This is a genomic window from Haloarcula sp. Atlit-7R (assembly GCF_003666065.1).
GTDB lineage: Archaea > Halobacteriota > Halobacteria > Halobacteriales > Haloarculaceae > Haloarcula > Haloarcula taiwanensis.
In genome coordinates, this window is the sequence record NZ_QXIK01000001.1 from 327,006 (window position 1) to 343,650 (window position 16,645).

Sequence of the window (16,645 nt, forward strand, 5' to 3'; positions counted from 1 at the left end):
GCTCAGTAGTCGCGCTCGACGAGGTAGTTGGCGATGCCTTCGAGCAGGGAGCGGGCCTCGTTGTCCGGCAGGACTTCGAGGTTCTGCTTCCCGCTCGCGATGAGGTCCTGCCCGGTCTGGCGGGCGTACTCGATGGAGCCCACCTCCCGCAGGCGCTCGACGGCGGCGTCGATTTCGGCCTCCGAGACCGCCTCGACGGAGTCCGTGTCGATGAGTTCGCCGACGTCGACGCCCTGCTGGCGGGCGTGCAGCGTCACGAGCGTCTGCTTGTTCTCGACGAGGTCAGAGCCCCGCTGCTTGCCGAGCTTCTCCGAGGGGGTCGTCAGGTCCAGCAGGTCGTCCTGAATCTGGAACGCCCGCCCCACGTCGAGCCCGTAGTTGTACAGGGCGTCGACAGTCTCCTCGTCGGCCCCCAGCAGCGTGGCCGGAATCGAGGCGGCCGCGCCGTACAGCACGGCCGTCTTGAGTTCGACCATCTCCAGGTACTCCTCGGGCGTGACCACGTCGCGTTGCTCGAACTCGATGTCGAGCGACTGGCCCTCACAGATCCGGGTACACGTCGTCGCGAGCCGCTTGTTCGCGTCGACGGTCCGCTCGGGGGCCGCGCCCGTATCGAGCAGGAACTCGAACGCCTTCGAGTACAGCGTGTCGCCGGCGAGAATCGCCGTCGAGAGGTCGTACTCCTTGTGGACGGCAGGCACCCCGCGCCGGAGCGCGTCGTCGTCCATGATGTCGTCGTGGATGAGCGTGAACGTCTGGATGACCTCGATAGCGAGGGCGGCCGACATCACGTCGGCCCGCCCGCCTTCGAGCGTCGGGAAGTCACGGTAGGCTGCCGTCAGCGGGTCGACGTCGAGCAGCGACTCCGCGACCAGCAGCAGGACCGTCGGGCGGAGCCGTTTCCCGCCCGCGTCCAGCAGGTACCGCGACGCCTCGTAGAGGTGGTCCGGTTTCTGCACCGGGAGGTCCTCCGGGAGAGCGTCGTTGACCCGGTCTCGTCGGGCGACAATCGCGTCTTCGACCTGCTGATGGCGTTCGGACATCGATTTACTCGGTGAGCTTGATCATGTTGCCGTTGCGGGTGATGTGGAGGTCCCGTCCGGCTTTGTAGCCCATGTCTTCCGCGAGGTCGACGTACGGTGCGAACCCTTCGAGGCTCTGGTGGGCCGGGATGATGTTCTTCGGCTGGAGCGCGTCGATCATCTCGTAGTGGCCTTCCTCGCGGAGGTGGCCCGAGACGTGGATATCGTCGTATATGCGTGCGCCCTGCATGCCCAGGAGCTTCTCGGACTGGTAGCGCTGGCCCTCGTTGGTCGGCTCCGGGATGACCCGGGCCGAGAACAGGACCTTGTCGCCGTCGTCTAGCTCGTAGGGCGTCTCGCCCCGGCCCATGCGTGTGAGCATCGCGCGCGGTTCGCCCTGATGGCCGGTGACGATGGGGAGGAAGTTCTCCTTGCCCTCGTTCATGATGCGCTTGAACGTCCGGTCGACGGACTTGCGGTGGCCGTACATCCCGAGGTCCTCCGGGAAGTCGACGAAGTCCAGTCGCTCCGCTGTCCCGGAGTACTTCTCCATCGAGCGGCCCAGCAGCACCGGCTGGCGTCCGATATCGTCGGCGAACTCGACGAGGCTCTTCACGCGGGCGATGTGCGAGGAGAACGTCGTCGCGACGATGCCGCCGTCGTAGTCGGCGACGCTGTCCATCACGTCCTTGAGGTGGCGACGCGCGACGGACTCGGAGGGCGTGCGGCCCTTTTTGCCCGCGTTCGTACAGTCCTCGATGTAACAGAGGACGCCCTCGCCTTCGCGGCCGATCTCTCGGAACCGCTTCATGTCGATCGGGTCGCCGATGACCGGCGTGTGGTCCATCCGCTTGTCAAGTCCGTAGACGACCGCACCCTCCGGCGTGTGGAGGACTGGGTTGATGGCGTCGATGATGGAGTGAGTGACGTTGACAAACTCAAGCTCGTTGCGCTCGCCGATGGACATCGTCTCGCCGGCGTCCATCTTGATGAGGTCGTTCTGGACGCCGAACTTCTCCTCGCTCTTGATCTGCTGTTTGACGAGTTCGATAGTAAACGGCGTCGCGACGATAGGTGCGTCGTAGCGGTGGGCGAGCTTGGATATCGCGCCGATGTGGTCGAGGTGACCGTGTGTCGGCACGATAGCCTTCACGTCGCCCTCCAGGTCGGACATGACCCGGTCGTCCGGGATGGCACCCATGTCGATGAGGTCCAGCGAGTGCATCCGTTCCGTCTCGACGTTGTCGTGAATCAGTACCTTCGAGAGGTTCAGGCCCATGTCGAAGATGACGACGTCGTCCCCTGCACGGACGGCCGTCATCTGTCGGCCTACAGCCTCGTAACCGCCAATTGTCGCAATTTCGACTTCCATGGTTGTAGCTCCGAGTGGAAAGCCGGCCGCGGGCATCCGGTGGGGCACGGCAACGACGGTATCTGCAATGTAGGCGACTTCGTCCGCGTCGGCGCTCCAGGCCAGTCGGGTACGCCCGTAGCCTGTGCAACCGCAGTGGGAGGGACTTCCGTCCCGCAACTTACATCCGCCGTCTGCCGGCCGCCGAACCGCAGTCCACGGGCGGCCGTGCGCTCGGTTACGTCGGTCTACAACGGCGCTTCTTAAAACGGTGTGGGTTCGTCGCTACTCGTCGTCTAAGGGGTCCGAGAGCGGGTCGTCATCACCGGAGACATCGAAGCCAGTGACACCGTCGTCCGCGAGCGTCGAGTCATCATCAGCGGTCGTCTCTGTGTCCTGTGACTTCGACTCGCCCTGCACGCTCTCGTCAGCGTCGGTTCCAGAGTGTTCGGTATCAGCGCCACCGAACAGGTCGTCCGTCGTCCGTGGGCCACCGGACGTGTCCGTCTCACCAGCTTCATCGAGTAGTCGGGTGTCTCGAGTCACGGCGTCGTGCTGATCCGCTTCGTCAGCACCGGCTGAGTCGACGCCAGTGGGTTCGGTATCGGCTTCGGGTTCAGTTTCCCAGTCGTCGGCCGGTGCTGGCTCGTCCCCTTCCCAGTCGTCAGCCGCCGCGGGGTCCTCGCTCTGCGTGTCGAACTCCGCAGGGTCCGGCGGCGTCCATTCCTGTGGTTCCGTACTCGGCTCGGGTTCTTCGGTGGCGTCCTCAGCGAGCAAATCACGGTCCGACTGCTCGCTGGGTTCGGACTGAGGTGCGACCGGGTCCGAATCGTCGGGGAACTCCGCCGGAGATGGCTCCGCAGTGGTGTCGTCCACTGTCTGAGATTCTGGTCCGGCAACGTTTTCAGCTGGCTGTGGCTCCGATATCTGGTCATCCTGCGCTGCCGGGGCTGTCTCTCCATCTGTCGCCGGGGCCATCGTCTCGTCGGCCGACGGTGGTTCCGGAGTGGCATCGGCATCACGACGGTCCGTATCTGTCGCCGGCACATCGTCTGCCACCGGCTCAGCGGCCGTCGCCGAGTCAGCATCCGCCGGCGGATTCTCGTCGGCCGCCGACACCGCCACGTCGTCAGTCCCGGTCGCCGCAGTCTCGGACGTAGCAGATGGCGCTGCTGTGTCAGACTGGTCGGAGTGGTGCTGTTCGGGCGCGTGGATTCCCGATTCACCGGCTGGGTCGGCGTCTGGCTCGGAGTCAGCGACCGGTTCCGACACTTCTGACTGGTCAGTCGCCGGCTCGACAGCCGTCGGGTCAGCAGCCGGACCGGTGCTCTGTGAAACCGCCGGATCAGACTCAGCCGGCTCCGGCGTGGGCTCGTCGGACTTCGAAGTCGATTCGGTAGCGGGCGCAGCGTTACCTTCGACAGTGCCAGTCGCTGTCTGGTCGCTCGCTGAGGAACTGGCAGCTGGCACATCGCCCGCATCACGCTGTGCTGTCTGTGCCGCGAGCGTACCCGCCATCGTCGCGTCGGCGATGAGCTTGTGAGTCAGGCCAAGCAAGCCGGAGAGCAACAGGAGCCCACCGAGCGCACCGACGACAATGCCGAGTACCGCACGATAGCCCGCGGTCCCCGAAAGTGAGCGGAGCGAGCCGTTCTGTATCAACACGTACCCTGCAGCGATGAGGCCGCCACCGACGCCGGCGACGACAAGCAATGTCCCAAGAAACCTCGTTCCGTATCGATAGACGTCGGTCAGACCTACTGCAGACATAGTCGCATAATTGCTAACAGAGGACAAATATGTTACGACAGTTGCTGAAGTGATATTTAAGCTACCAGTCTGCCGGAGTCAAGCAGTGATACCACTTCAGCAGCAAGTCTTGGGTCGACATCGACTACAGCGTGCTCTGGGACGAGGCTGTTGACCACAAGTCAGTCGGCGTCTCCACCAGCGATGGTCGTCCCCGGACTCTCGCCGGCGAGAAAGGCAGGCAACGCATCGGGACCGAACACGAGGGCAGGGGCGGAGAGCGCAAGCAGCGCACGTACTTTGCCGGCCATCCCACCCGACACGTCCGTCGCCTCGCTCTCGCCCAGTGCCGATGCGACGGCCTCGAACGTCTCGATACGGTCGATGACTGTCCCGTCGTCATCGAGAACGCCGGAAACAGTCGAGCAGACGCCGACACGGTCGGCGTTGACGGCCGGCGCGAGTTCGACGACCAGTTCGTCGCCGCTCAGGACCGTCGCGCCCGCACCGGCGTGTGCGACGAGGTCACCGTGGAGAACCGGGACGAACCCCTCACCGAGAAGCGTCGTGACCTGTGCCGCCGGCAGGGAGAGGCCGCCGTCGGCGTCGCGTGCGGCCGCCGAGAACGGGTGGACCGGAACCGCCGGCACACCCGCGTCAGTGAGTGCTTCAACGACAGCGGCGTTGAGCCGACACATCGCCCCGTGGATAGCCCGGACACCGTCACCGTCGTGGGTCCCTTCGGTCGTGCTGACGCCGTATTCGGCGGCGTGATGGTGACCGAAGCTCCCGCCGCCGTGAACGACGACGATGTCGTCGCCGACCGCCGACTCGGCGACGGCAGACACCGCGTCCGACAGGGCGGCCCGGTCGACCGTCTCGGGCTCGTCTTTTTGTGTGATGACACTCCCCCCGAGTTTGAGGACGACCGTCATTCCTGCCGGACCCCGTCGGTGTCCAGTTCGGCCCGGAAGACATCCTCACACCCCGGCGTGTACTTCAGCGCCGTGAGTGCGTCGTCCGTCTCGTCCAGTGCGACGATACAGCCGCCGCCGCCGGCCCCGGTGAGTTTCGCGCCGTGTGCGTCAGCGTCGCGGGCCGCCCACACCATCGAGTCCAGCGACCGCGAGGAGACGCCCAGCGCCGAAAGCAAGCCGTGGTTGAAATCCATCAGCTCCCCGAGCCGTTCGTAGTCGCCCGTTCCCAGCACCGCCTCGCCCTCGCGGACGATATCGCCGATTGTCGCGACGGTGTCGGCGGCGAAGTCGTACTCCTCGCGGAGGTCTCGGACGCCGGCAACCAGCGCCCCGGTGTCGCCGGCCCCGCCGTCGTAACCGATGACGAAGGGGAGCGTGTCGATGCCGTCCAGCCGCCGGCAGTCGTCGCCCTCCACGCGGACCGCCCCGCCCATGGCTGAGCAGAACGTATCCGCCCGCGAGGCTTGCCCGTCCTGTACCTCATGTTCGACCTGGTAGGCGCGGTCGGCGATTCCGCTCGCCGGCAGTTCGACGCCGAGTTCTCTGGTCGCCGCGTCTATCGCCGCGACGACGAGCGCGGCCGACGACCCCAGCCCCGCGCCGAGCGGGATGTCGCCCTCAACAGAGATCTCGAAGCCCGCATCCGGCGCGTCGGCCGCGTCGCGGGCCTGTGCCACCGCCTCGTTGACGTATCCCATGCCAGCCTCGACAAGCGATTCAGCGACGTCCACGTCTGGATGGCTCTCTCCGTCACCGGAGTATTCGACGGTAAAACCGTCCAGTTGCAAGTCATTTGCGTGGATGCGTAACCCCTCGTCGATTTCAGTTGCCGTCACGTGCACCCGCCGCTCGATGGCGCAGGGCACCGCCGGCTCGCCGTAGACGACTGCGTGCTCCCCGAACAGATACACTTTTCCGGGAGCGCTCGACGTGACCATACCCGCCCGTGTGCACCCAGGGCGTTAGGCGTTTTCGGAGTCGATGGTCAGGACGGCTGTCGGAATACGATGCAGAAACGGTGTCGACATCGGCGAAGTCGAGGCGGATGCCGCCGCCGGACAGTTCGCCGACGGTCACGTAGAGCGCCCACTGCGGGAGGCAACAGCGACGTCGGAGTAGTCCCGTCGGAGTCCGCGCTACCGCTCCTGCACTCGCATCGACATTTCCTGCCGGGGGTGGGCAGTCAGCGACGGTAGCAACTCCAGCGGCGTCTCGCCTTGGAACTCCAGTCGGTACTGGCTGGCCGTCGTTGCGGTGATGAGCTGTGCTTCGAGCATTGCGAGGTGCTTCCCGATGCAGTGACGCGGGCCGCCACCGAACGGGAAGTAGGCGAACCGCGGCCGCTCGCTCGCTCGCTCGGGCTTCCAGCGCTCCGGGTCGAACGACTCGGGGTCGTCGTAGAACCGTTCGGATCGGTGGACGCCCCACTGTGGAACCATCAGCGTCGTCCCGGCCTCGACATCGTAGCCGGACAGCGTCACGTCCTCTGTCGGCTCCCGGAAAATGGTGTACACGGGCGGGTAGAGTCGCATCGCTTCCTGAATTACCCATTCGAGGTAGTCCAGTTCGCGGACGTGTTCCATCCCCGGCCGGTCGTCGCCGACAACATCGTCCAGTTCCTCGTGGACTCGCTGTTCGACTTCAGGGTGTTCCGACAGCAGGAACCAGGTGTAGGTCAGCGTCAGCGCCGTCGTGTCGTGGCCCGCAAGCAGCATTGTCATCATCTCATCGCGCAGTTGCTCGGGCGACTGATTCCCCTCGTCGCGGGCACGCAGGAGTACCGACAGGAAGTCCATCGGACCGTCTTCAGCTGTCCCGACCGAGTCCTCGCGGACCTCGATGATGTCGTCCAGCACCTCGTCCAGCGTCCGCACGGCGCGGTTGAACTCGGCGTCGTCAGGCATCGGCATCCACTGTGGCATGGCGAACCGAATGGGGTCGGGCTCGAACCGCTGGCCCAGTGGCAACAGTTGTTCCTCGATTGTGCGGACTCGCTGTTCGGAGAGTTCGACGCCCATCATCAGGTCCAAGATCACGTCCAGCGTCACTCGGGTCATCGACTGCTCGGCGTCGATAACATCGCCGTGAGACCAGTCGGCGATGCGGTCCTCCGCGTGGCCGGTGATGCGGTCAGCCATCCCCGAAAGTCGAGCCATCGAGAACGCTGGATTGGCGAGCTTTCGCTGTTGCTCCCACGTTTCGCCTTCACTCAACAGCAGTCCGTCCCCCAGCAGGTCCCCGAGCGCATCTCCCTGAAAGTCGGGTTTGCGGAACCGCTCGGCCTCTGAAACCAGTACCCGCTCGATTGCCGTTGGGTCACACAGCATGACCGTATCCATCGGCCCCATGTCGAAGCGGGCAACATCACCATAGGCCCGCTCCAGCGCTGAGATGAACCGAAACGGGTCCCGAGCGTACGTGCGACTACTGCCGAACAGCGGTTCGCCCTTCGGTCCGGGCGGCGTCTTTGACATCGACTACTGTTAGTGTCGAACACGCTTGAATGGTGTGCCAAATGGCTGGAAGCGCGCGGTTCAGAGCCAGCGGTCGGCGTCTATGTCCCAGCTGGTGTGTACCGATACCCAGACGCCGCCGAGGCCACCGAGGGCGCTGAGCCCGACAGTGTACAGCAGAAAGAAGCTGAACACGAGCGCCAGAAACAGGTCGTACCCCGGTGCGCCGGGTGGAATCCCGAACCCGAGGAGGCCGGCGATATACAGCGCCGGGAGGAAGAGCGCGAGCAACGGGACCATCGCACAGACGCCGGCCAGCGTCCCCAGCCAGAGCCCCGCCCGGTAGCCGCCGCCGTGATTGGCCGCGGCCACGGCACCGCCGGCTATCGACGAGAAGGGGACGACGGACAGGGCAATCGTGACGAGCGCCCCGATACCGGCGTTTCGAGCGAACTCACGCATATGCGTTGCTCGTAGTGGCGGCCCGAGTGATGTAGCTATCGACAGCGGGGGCGGTCAGTCGCCGATGGTCGTGTCGTACCTGACGTAGTTGCCCAGCCAGCCACCGAGTGCACTCAATCCGAGGAAATATGCGACCGTCATGACCGTCCCCACTACGAGCACGAGCAGTCCCATCGCGCCGAACAGGCCAAGCGCTTCGGGAACGAAGGCCAAGAACGCGGCCAGGAAGACGAACACGATAATGAAGAAGACTAGCGAAATCGCCAGCCCGACGACGCCGGACAGCAGCCCGACGCGGACTCCGTCGTCTCGCTCACCCCCTTCAAAATAGCCGGCGATGCAACCGCCGAGCAGCGGCGTGAGCGGGACGAACCCACTCAGAAGTGCGGTCGCGACGGCACCGATGACGGCGTTGACGAATGTGTCTCCCTCTCCCATTTCCCGGTGGTACTCCGGGCCCCGTGGTAGGTCTTGTGTTGGCGACACCGGCGTTGTCACTCGTGGGTCAGCGGGCCGGAAAACGAAACAGTTCAGCGACGTTAGAGGTCGGACTCGAAGTCGTCGAGCCCGTACGTCGGCTCGGCACCGCGGCGGTCGAGCGTCTCGTTGGCCAGCAGCCAGTAGACGACCGACAGCGCCTTGCGCCCCTTGTTGTTCGTCGGGACGACCAGGTCGACGTTCGACGTGGTGTTGTTGGAGTCACACATCGCGATGACCGGGATGCCGACCGTGATGGCCTCCTTGACGGCCTGGGCGTCACCGATGGGGTCAGTGACGACCACGATGTCCGGCTCGATGTAGCCGTCGTAGTCGGGGTTGGTCAGCGTGCCGGGGATGAACCGGCCGGTGCGGACGCGCGCCCCGATGGCTTCGGCGAACTTCTCGGCCGGGAACCGGCCGTACTGGCGCGACGACGCGGCCAGAATCTGCTCCGGCTCGTAGTTGGCCAGGAAATCCGCGGCGGTGCGGATACGCTCGTCGGTCATCGAGACGTCCAGCACGTACAGCCCGTCGGTCCGGACGCGGTGGATGAACCGCTCCATGTCCTGGGTCTTCTGCTGGGTCCCGATGTGGACACCAGCGCCGAGGTAGTCCTCGACGGGGATGAGGAGGTCGGCCTCCGACTGCTCGTCGGGCATGACGTCCTCGTCCAGCTGTGGACCGGCGGCCTCGTCAGCCGCTTCGTCGGCGTCTGTGTTTTCGTCAGTTGGTTCGGCCTCTGTCGCCTCTTCGGCGTCGTCGGCGGGCTGTTCGGCTTCCGTTTCGGTCTCCGCGTCGACCGCTTCGCCGTCCTCCTCGGACGGGTCGAAGTCGGAATCGGACGCGTCGAGACCTTCTTTTTCGTTGCCGCTCATACTGCGTTGTCCTCGATACGGATTAGTTCGTTCAGCTTGGCTGTGCGCTCGCCGCCGACCGCGCCGGTCTTGATGAACGGTGCGTCAGTGGCGACAGCGAGGTGTGCAATTGTCGTGTCTTCCGTCTCACCACTGCGGTGGGAAACAACGGACTCGTAGCCGCTTGCCGTCGCCAGTTCGATGGCGTCGACGGCGTCGGTGAGCGTCCCGATCTGGTTCGGCTTGATCAGGATGGAGTTCCCGGCGTCGGCGTTGATACCGGCCTGCAGGCGCTCGACGTTCGTAACGAACAGGTCGTCGCCACAGACGAGCGTCTGGTCCCCGACCTGTGCGGTCAGGTCCGCAAAGGCCTCGTAGTCGTTCTCGTCGAGGGGGTCCTCGACGTAAACGAGGTCGTACTCCTCGACCTTCCCGGCGATGTACTCGATCTGCTCTTCGGTGGATTTGACGCCGTCGTCATAGACGTAGCCGTCCGCCTCGTCGTCGTAGAGTTCCGCGCCGGCGACGTCAAGGCCAAAGGAGATTGCGAAGCCAAAGTCGTCGGCGACAGCTTCGACGGCCTCGTCCATGATCTCGAACGCTTCGTCGTCCGAGACGGACGGTGCCCAAGCGCCTTCGTCGCCCTTGCCCGCTGGCAGGTCGCGGTCGGCCAGAATGTCGTGGACCTCCTGGTGGACCGCAGCGTTGGCGAAGACGGCCTCCTCGACACTCGGTGCGCCGACAGGGGCCGCGAGGAACTCCTGGATGTTGGTCGCGTCCGCGGCGTGCTCGCCGCCACCGATGATGTTGCCCAGCGGCGTCGGGTACTCGTTGCCCCGGAATGTGCCGCCGAGGTGCTGGTACAGCGGCGCGCCGAGCACGTCGGCACCGGCCTTCGCGGCCGCCATGGAGATGGCGACGGCGCTGTTGGCTCCGATACCGGAGAAGTCGTCGGTACCGTCAGCGGCGTGGAGCGCCGCGTCGACGTCGCGCTGGTTCCCGGCGTGGACTTCGCCGATGAGCCGCGGGAGTGCTTCCTCGCGGGCGTTGGCGATGGCCTCGTTGGCGGGGAGTTCGATGGCCTCGTACTCGCCCGTGCTTGCGCCGCTCGGTGCCTTGCCACGACCGAAGCCCCCACTCTCGGTGAGAACGTCGGCCTCGACGGTCGCGTTCCCGCGGGAGTCGAGGACGCGGCGGAGTCGGATGTCAGTGATGAGCGTCATCGTTAGTCACTCCTGTTGACCGTAAACGGTAGGACGCCAGCGTCGTACTCCTCGGCGGCGATGAGTATCGGCTGGGTGTGTTCCGTCTCTATGAGCACGGGAGCACCGTGGGCCAACTGCAGCGCTCGTGCGCCGAGTTTGCGGGCCTTCTCGTAGCGGCTTTCCTGTGCGTTCATTGGTAGGGTGAGACGATGTCGACGAGGTCTTTGTGCGAGACGAGCATCCGGCGACAGCAGTGCCGCTCGACGCCGAGTTCGTCGAGGACCTTCTCCGGGTCCTCTGGCTCCTCGGCCTCGCGGGTGCGTGCCTTGAACTCCTCCCAGTGTTCGCCGACGACATTACCGCACGTGAAACACCGAACCGGTACCATCATACCTGTATCACCTTAGCGGTACGATTTCTGGTAGCGGGCCCGCGCACCGGGGCCGCCCCACTTCTTGGGTTCGGACTGGCGAACGTCGTTGACCAGCAGCGAGCGGTCGAACTCCATGAACGCGTCGCGGAGTTCGGCGTCGTTGGTGTGGTCGACGAGGCCGCGAGCGATGGCGGTTCGGGCGGCGTCTGCCTGCCCCATGACGCCGCCACCTTCGACGGACACCTCGACGTCGACTTCGCCGCGGAGGTCGTCCTCGGCGATGCGGAACGGTTCCAGCATCTTGAGCTGCGCCAGCTCGGGGTCGACGAGTTCGACCGGCTGCGAGTCGATACGCACGCGGCCCTCGCCCTCGCGTACGGTCGCGCGGGCGACGGCGGTCTTCTTCTTGCCAGACGTGTTCGTTACCATGTCTTGTTCGCTCCAAGCGTTTCGCTGATTTCGCCCAGCGTGACGAACTTGATGTTCGACAGTCGGTCAAGCGACGTGCCGTCTAGAACCTCGCCGTCCTCGTCGTACGGGTTGCCGAGGTAGACACGGACGTTCTCGAACGCCTCGCGGCCACGCTGCTTCTTGTGGGGCAGCATGCCGCGGATGGTGCGCTTGAAGATGCCGTCCGGTCGCTTGGGGTAGAAGTACCCGTTGTCGTTACCGATGTCGACGCGTTTCTTGTACTTCTCCGTTATCTGCTCCTCTCGGCCGGTGATCACGGCGCGTTCAGCGTTGACGACGGCGACCGTCTCGCCGTCGAGTGCCTGTTCGGCGACCTGTGATGCGACGCGGCCCATGATACAGTCGCGGGCGTCAATGATGACATCCGCGTCGAACTCTGCGACGCTCATCGGATCACCCGGACGTGGGAGCCTTCTGGGTTGTTTTCGATTGCCTGTTCGAGTGATACAGCCTCTCCAACCTGGTCGATCTTCGTCTCGGCGGTTCCGGAGAAGTCGACAGCGGCGACGGTGACGTCCTTCTGCAGGACACCGGAGCCAAGCACCTTGCCGGGCACGACCACGGTCTCGTCTTCCTGGGCGTATCGTTCGATACGGCCGAGGTTGACTTCCGCGTGTGTGCGCCGTGGCTTTTCTAAGCGCTCGGCGACGTCGCCCCAGACAGCACCGCCCGAACTGCGGGCGGCTGACTTCAGGTCGGCGATGAGACTACTGAGTCTCGGGTTCGTCTTACTCATATGATTCCTCCGTTGTGGGAAAAGTGCAGGGAGCAGGATTTGAACCTGCGGACCCCTACGGGACAGCGCCCTGAACGCTGCGCCGTTGGCCAAACTTGGCTATCCCTGCGCGCGATTGTTCGTTTTGCGTGCCCCGTAAAACCCCTTTCGGTCCTCGCGCTCGGGGAGCGGGCGGTCATCGGCCGTGGTGGGGTGTATCGGGGCATTGTATCGTTACAGCTGGACTGCGTCTTTCAGTTCGGTCGCGCGGTCACGCAGCGTCTCGACCGCGCGCAGGACCAGTTCCTCGGTGGTGAACGACCCGTCCGTCTCGACGTGGAACACGAACGCGTTCGGCACGTCTGAAACCTCGACATCTTTGCCGGGGTAGCGGTTCCGGAGGTCGTTGTCGAACTCGTCTGTCGCGACGAGTTCGCCGTTGGTGGCGTCGCCGGCGGCGTGTTCGGCCGCCTGCTCTTCGATGACGCCACGCAGGATGTTCGGATCGTCGTCCTCGAACTCGCCGAGGTCGCCGACGACCTCCACCTGCTGGAGGTGTCGGTAGCCGACGGCCACGCCACCCTGATGTTTGGCGTGTTCCCGACCGGTGTCGAGGACGGCGTCGGCCTCGACTTCAAGACGTTGGCCCTCCTTGAGATCGATGATCGGGATGTTGTCGTCAGCGGCCTCGACCATCGGGTCCGAGGAAACGAGGTCACTGGAGTAGGCCGTGGCCGGCCCGTCGACGGACAGCGACAACGTCACCTCGTCGCCGATCTCGAAGTCGTCGAGGTCGGTCGTCAGCGGGACCAGTCCCAGTCGGAGACCGATCTGCTCGTTGAACATCACGCTGGTGTTCTCGATGACGCGGACGGTATCGATACTGAACGTCGGTACGTCCGCGACCATCGCTCGCCGGATGCCGTTGGCGAAAGCTGGCGTGATGCCGCGCACGAGGATGCGGGCCTCGCGCTCGCCGCGTTCGACGAACTCAACCTCGTAGTCCTGTGTCATTGGTTAGAATCCGGAGTTCTTGGGTGCACGAGTACCGTCGTGCGGGGTCGGCGTGACGTCCTCGATGCGACCGATCTCCAGACCAGCTCGGGCGAGTGCGCGGATCGTCGCCTGCGCACCCGGGCCGGGCGAGGTCTGGAGGTTGCCGCCGGGACCGCGGACCCGAACGTCGACGCCTTCGACGCCACGGTCGAGGGCCTTCTCCGCAACGACCTCAGCCATCTGCATCGCCGCGTACGGCGACGCCTCGTCGCGGTTCTGCTTGACGACCGTCCCGCCGGAGCTCTTTGCGAGCGTCTCTGCCCCGGTCTGGTCGGTGATGGTGATGATCGTGTTGTTAAACGATGCGTGCACGTGGGCGATGCCCCAGATGTCTTCGGTGTCTTCGCTCATTCTTGGGCCTCCGCGCGCTCAGGGTGGAGTTCGTCCGACAGCGAGCTGTGCTCGTCGAAGCCGACCGAGCTCTCGACGGCGGTCTCCACCGTCATTCCGGGTCGGGTAACTCGAGCGTCGTCCAGCACGATGTGTCCGTGGACGATGAACTGGCGGGCCTGCTCGGGCGTGTTCGCGTAGCCCTTGCGGTAAACGACCGTCTGCAGGCGGCGTTCCAGCACGTCGGTCACGTCGAGCGACAGCACGTCGTCGAGCTGGTCCTGCTCGTTGAGGATGCCGTAGCGCTTGAGCCGAGCGAGGAACTCCTCGGACTCAGTCTCGTGCTCGCCGGCGCTGCCCAGCAGCTTCCGGGCCTCACGACGGTAGCCACGAAGCTCGGACTGTGCGCGCCAGAGCTCTTCTTTATTTTTCAGGCCGTAGCGGCCGATGAGGTTGGCCTCGTCGGCAATGCGCTCGCCCTGGAAGGGGTGGTTCGGCGTCTCGTAGAACTTCGTGTTTGAGCCAAGTGCCATTATTCGTCATCCTCCGTGGCGGCATCTTCGGCCTGCTCTTCTTTGATCGCCTCGACGTTGACGCCGATGGTACCCTCCGTCCGGCCAGTGGACTTGGTTCGCTGTCCACGGACCTTCTGGCCGCGCTTGTGGCGGATACCGCGGTAGGAGTCGATCATCTTCATGCGGTTGATATCCTGCCGGCGGGTAAGCTGGAGGTCGTTGCCGGTCTCGTGGGTGGTCTCACCAGTGAAGTAATCCTTCTGGTGGTTGGCCATCCACTCGGGCACCTCGTCGGCGAAGTTCTCGACGTGGTCGACAACGCGCTCGATGACGTCGTCGTCGAGTTTGCCGAAGACAGCGCGCCGGTCGACATCCGCTTTCTGGGCGATGATTCGGGCGGCCCGATGGCCGATACCGTTCAGTTCTGTCAGTGCTCGCTCGACGGATTTCGTCCCGTCGAGGTCTGTCTGTCCGATACGGACGAAATAGCGGATGTCTTCCTCCTCTTCGGCATCCGCGTCCTCGCCCGCGTTGGGGTCTTCTGCACTCATATGTAGGTACTGATGGGTGAGCGTCGTGGCGGGGATTCGAACCCCGGAGGCTGTACGCCACAGAGTTAGCAACCCTGCGCCTTGGGCCAGGCTTGGCTACCACGACACGCGTTCTATGACACTCGCGCCCGCGGCACGCGGACTCGGGGGCCAATCCCCCTACACGAGTCTATCCGATTCTATTCCGGGGTTGTATTTAAACGCAACGAAGGTGGTCTGCCGCGTGAGTGTTCAACATGGCCACTGAGACATGTAATACCAAGTCCCACCATGTAGACGGCGGCCTAAGATATTCCCCGTGGGACTGCGTGCGTCCACACATGCACCGGCGCGTCGCCGATGGCGGCAGCACCGTCGACCCGACCAACCGAACGGCGGTCCGCGACCAGCTGGAACAGTTCGCAGGACCTGCCGCTGTGACCGAGGCAGACGACGGAACGCTCCGGGCTGAGTTCAGTGGCCGAACACACATCGCAGTGACTCCCGACGGAGCAATCGACACCGGAATGCCACTACACTCGTTCGACGGGATGCCGGAGCGGCTCGTGTTCAACCACGATAGCGGCGAGTTACGCGCAGAACTTGACAACGGCGGCGCCTACGTGTTTCGACGCCCCTGATCCAACATCGCCGCTGTACGTCTCCGCTTGATCGCGTGCCCGCATGCGCGATAGAGAGTTCGTCACACCGCTGGCGTCGTTCGACGGCTGCCGTGTCCGGCGGTGTCACAATCCTTATCGCACCTCCGGGACCTACTCCTGTGCATGAATACAGACGACGTACGCGAGCGCCTGCGAACGGTCGAGGACCCGGATCTGGGAGCCGACATCGTCTCACTCGGGCTGATTAACAGCATCGACGTGACTGACGACGAGGTCAGCATCGACCTGGCGCTCGGTGCGCCGTACTCGCCGACTGAGACGAGCATCGCGAACGAGGTCCGCGAGGCGCTGGGCGACACCGACCGCGAAATAGATCTCTCGGCGAGCGTCGACCGTGGCGTCCCGGAAGCGGAGGACCCACTTCCGAAAGTCAAAAACGTCATCGCGGTCGCCTCGGGCAAGGGCGGTGTGGGCAAGTCGACCGTCGCGGTGAACCTCGCTGCAGGTCTCTCGCGGCTCGGTGCCCGCGTCGGCCTGTTCGACGCCGACGTGTACGGCCCGAACGTCCCCCGGATGCTTGACGCCGATGAGCAGCCGCGTGCGACAGAAGACGAGGAGATCATCCCTGTGGAGAAGCACGGGATGAAGCTGATGAGCATGGACTTCCTCGTCGGCAAGGACGACCCGGTCATCTTCCGCGGCCCGATGGTCGACAACGTCCTCACCCAGCTGTGGGACGACGTGCTCTGGGGCGAACTCGACTACATGATTGTGGACCTGCCGCCCGGGACCGGCGACACGCAACTGACGATGCTCCAGCAGGTGCCCGTCTCAGGAGCCGTCATCGTCACCACGCCGGAGGAGGTCGCGCTCGACGACGCCCGGAAGGGGCTTCGGATGTTCGGCCGCCACGAAACTCCCGTGCTGGGAATCGTTGAGAACATGTCGTCGTTCGTCTGCCCGGACTGTGGCGGCACGCATGACATCTTCGGCAGCGGCGGCGGCCGCGAGTTCGCCGACGAGACGGAGATGCCGTTCCTCGGCGAGATTCCGCTCGACCCCGAAGTCAGGGAAGGGGGCACGACCGGGGAGCCGCTGGTCCTCGACGAGAACAGCGATGTCGGCGAGTCGTTCCGGGATATCGCCGCCCGCACGGCGAATATGCAGGGCATCATCCACCGGAAACGCCAGAGTGACAGCCAGCGTGCACAGCCAGAACAGTAGCGGGCAGTAACTGAAGAGAGCGGCCGCTCAGATGCCGCGGGAGACAGAGAGAAAGAACCGAGTTACGCTTCGACTGGGTTGTTCATCTTCCGGGTGACGTAGCCGGCGATGCGGTTGCGGACGCCCTTGGACTCGATGTTTGTCAGTTCCTCGACGACGTCTTTGTTGTGTTCGAAGTCTGCGCCGAAGGCGTCGGGGTATCGCTCCATGAGGAGCGTCCCGGTCTTCTTGACGTAGGCGGGTTTGATTGCCATG

22 protein-coding genes and 2 tRNA genes are annotated in these 16,645 nt (G+C 64.6%); 2 read left to right on the plus strand and 22 right to left on the minus strand.

All coding sequences use genetic code 11. From position 1 onward, the window contains the following. Positions 1–2 precede the first annotated feature (2 nt). The 21 genes from idsA3 to D3D01_RS01765 all read right to left on the minus strand — a co-directional run bounded on the left by idsA3 (position 3) and on the right by D3D01_RS01765 (position 14,670). Positions 3–1,043, minus strand: a complete 1,041-nt coding sequence (idsA3, locus tag D3D01_RS01665) for a geranylfarnesyl diphosphate synthase (protein WP_121511041.1) — start codon at positions 1,041–1,043, stop codon at positions 3–5. Positions 1,044–1,047: 4 nt separating this feature from the next. After that, positions 1,048–2,394 (minus strand): ribonuclease J, encoded by a 1,347-nt coding sequence (locus D3D01_RS01670; RefSeq protein ID WP_121511310.1) that lies wholly within the window; start codon positions 2,392–2,394, stop codon positions 1,048–1,050. 264 nt (positions 2,395–2,658) lie between these two features. Next, positions 2,659–4,143, minus strand: a complete 1,485-nt coding sequence (locus tag D3D01_RS01675; RefSeq protein WP_121511042.1) for a hypothetical protein — start codon at positions 4,141–4,143, stop codon at positions 2,659–2,661. 161 nt (positions 4,144–4,304) lie between these two features. Further along, entirely contained in the window at positions 4,305–5,057 is a 753-nt protein-coding gene (locus D3D01_RS01680) for an isopentenyl phosphate kinase (RefSeq protein WP_121511043.1), read from the minus strand. Further along, on the minus strand, positions 5,054–6,037 hold the full coding sequence (gene mvk / locus D3D01_RS01685; RefSeq protein ID WP_101349510.1) for a mevalonate kinase: 984 nt from the start codon (positions 6,035–6,037) through the stop codon (positions 5,054–5,056). Before mvk ends, D3D01_RS01680 begins: the two co-directional genes overlap by 4 nt. Before the next feature lie 198 nt (positions 6,038–6,235). Next, positions 6,236–7,573 (minus strand): cytochrome P450, encoded by a 1,338-nt coding sequence (locus tag D3D01_RS01690; RefSeq protein ID WP_101349509.1) that lies wholly within the window; start codon positions 7,571–7,573, stop codon positions 6,236–6,238. A 60-nt stretch (positions 7,574–7,633) separates the two neighbouring features. Continuing rightward, a complete protein-coding gene (locus D3D01_RS01695) occupies positions 7,634–8,014 on the minus strand; it encodes a DUF5518 domain-containing protein (protein WP_121511044.1) in 381 nt (126 codons plus the stop codon). Between the two features lie 54 nt (positions 8,015–8,068). Next, positions 8,069–8,452 carry a DUF5518 domain-containing protein gene (locus D3D01_RS01700; RefSeq protein ID WP_121511311.1) on the minus strand — a complete coding sequence of 128 codons (384 nt, stop codon included), beginning with the start codon at positions 8,450–8,452 and terminating at the stop codon, positions 8,069–8,071. A 101-nt stretch (positions 8,453–8,553) separates the two neighbouring features. Beyond that, positions 8,554–9,369, minus strand: coding sequence for a 30S ribosomal protein S2 (rpsB, locus tag D3D01_RS01705; RefSeq protein ID WP_121511045.1), 816 nt, complete (start codon positions 9,367–9,369; stop codon positions 8,554–8,556). After that, the gene (gene eno / locus D3D01_RS01710) at positions 9,366–10,571 is read right to left on the minus strand and encodes a phosphopyruvate hydratase (RefSeq protein WP_101349505.1); all 1,206 of its coding nucleotides are present in this window, start codon (positions 10,569–10,571) and stop codon (positions 9,366–9,368) included. Before eno ends, rpsB begins: the two co-directional genes overlap by 4 nt. A 2-nt stretch (positions 10,572–10,573) precedes the next feature. Further along, positions 10,574–10,747 (minus strand): DNA-directed RNA polymerase subunit K, encoded by a 174-nt coding sequence (locus D3D01_RS01715; RefSeq protein WP_004516796.1) that lies wholly within the window; start codon positions 10,745–10,747, stop codon positions 10,574–10,576. Next, positions 10,744–10,944 carry a DNA-directed RNA polymerase subunit N gene (locus D3D01_RS01720; protein ID WP_004516797.1) on the minus strand — a complete coding sequence of 67 codons (201 nt, stop codon included), beginning with the start codon at positions 10,942–10,944 and terminating at the stop codon, positions 10,744–10,746. Before D3D01_RS01720 ends, D3D01_RS01715 begins: the two co-directional genes overlap by 4 nt. A 12-nt stretch (positions 10,945–10,956) precedes the next feature. Beyond that, the gene (locus D3D01_RS01725) at positions 10,957–11,355 is read right to left on the minus strand and encodes a 30S ribosomal protein S9 (protein ID WP_004516798.1); all 399 of its coding nucleotides are present in this window, start codon (positions 11,353–11,355) and stop codon (positions 10,957–10,959) included. Further along, the gene (locus D3D01_RS01730; protein ID WP_053966097.1) at positions 11,349–11,786 is read right to left on the minus strand and encodes a 50S ribosomal protein L13; all 438 of its coding nucleotides are present in this window, start codon (positions 11,784–11,786) and stop codon (positions 11,349–11,351) included. Before D3D01_RS01730 ends, D3D01_RS01725 begins: the two co-directional genes overlap by 7 nt. Beyond that, a complete protein-coding gene (locus D3D01_RS01735; protein ID WP_004516800.1) occupies positions 11,783–12,133 on the minus strand; it encodes a 50S ribosomal protein L18e in 351 nt (116 codons plus the stop codon). The genes D3D01_RS01730 and D3D01_RS01735 overlap by 4 nt, the downstream gene beginning before the upstream one ends. Before the next feature lie 24 nt (positions 12,134–12,157). After that, positions 12,158–12,242, minus strand: a tRNA-Leu gene (locus D3D01_RS01740). A 104-nt stretch (positions 12,243–12,346) separates the two neighbouring features. After that, the gene (locus tag D3D01_RS01745; RefSeq protein WP_004593560.1) at positions 12,347–13,126 is read right to left on the minus strand and encodes a DNA-directed RNA polymerase subunit D; all 780 of its coding nucleotides are present in this window, start codon (positions 13,124–13,126) and stop codon (positions 12,347–12,349) included. A gap of 3 nt (positions 13,127–13,129) precedes the next feature. Further along, complete coding sequence (locus tag D3D01_RS01750; protein WP_005535604.1) at positions 13,130–13,519, minus strand: 30S ribosomal protein S11; 390 nt, start codon at positions 13,517–13,519, stop codon at positions 13,130–13,132. Continuing rightward, positions 13,516–14,031, minus strand: coding sequence for a 30S ribosomal protein S4 (locus D3D01_RS01755; RefSeq protein WP_004593562.1), 516 nt, complete (start codon positions 14,029–14,031; stop codon positions 13,516–13,518). The genes D3D01_RS01750 and D3D01_RS01755 overlap by 4 nt, the downstream gene beginning before the upstream one ends. Then, positions 14,031–14,564, minus strand: a complete 534-nt coding sequence (locus tag D3D01_RS01760) for a 30S ribosomal protein S13 (protein ID WP_121511046.1) — start codon at positions 14,562–14,564, stop codon at positions 14,031–14,033. Before D3D01_RS01760 ends, D3D01_RS01755 begins: the two co-directional genes overlap by 1 nt. A 21-nt stretch (positions 14,565–14,585) precedes the next feature. Further along, a tRNA-Ser gene (locus D3D01_RS01765) sits at positions 14,586–14,670 on the minus strand. 214 nt (positions 14,671–14,884) lie between these two features. On the opposite strand from D3D01_RS01765, the gene D3D01_RS01770 reads away from it, so the two are divergent. Together D3D01_RS01770 and D3D01_RS01775 are read left to right on the plus strand one after the other, a co-directional pair. Then, complete coding sequence (locus D3D01_RS01770) at positions 14,885–15,184, plus strand: hypothetical protein (RefSeq protein ID WP_121511047.1); 300 nt, start codon at positions 14,885–14,887, stop codon at positions 15,182–15,184. 144 nt (positions 15,185–15,328) lie between these two features. After that, positions 15,329–16,390: an Mrp/NBP35 family ATP-binding protein gene (locus D3D01_RS01775; protein WP_121511048.1), complete on the plus strand. Its 1,062-nt coding sequence runs from the start codon at positions 15,329–15,331 to the stop codon at positions 16,388–16,390. Between the two features lie 62 nt (positions 16,391–16,452). On the opposite strand, the gene D3D01_RS01780 is transcribed toward D3D01_RS01775, so the two are convergent. Then, positions 16,453–16,644, minus strand: a complete 192-nt coding sequence (locus D3D01_RS01780) for a 30S ribosomal protein S17e (protein WP_004516807.1) — start codon at positions 16,642–16,644, stop codon at positions 16,453–16,455. Position 16,645 lies beyond the last annotated feature (1 nt).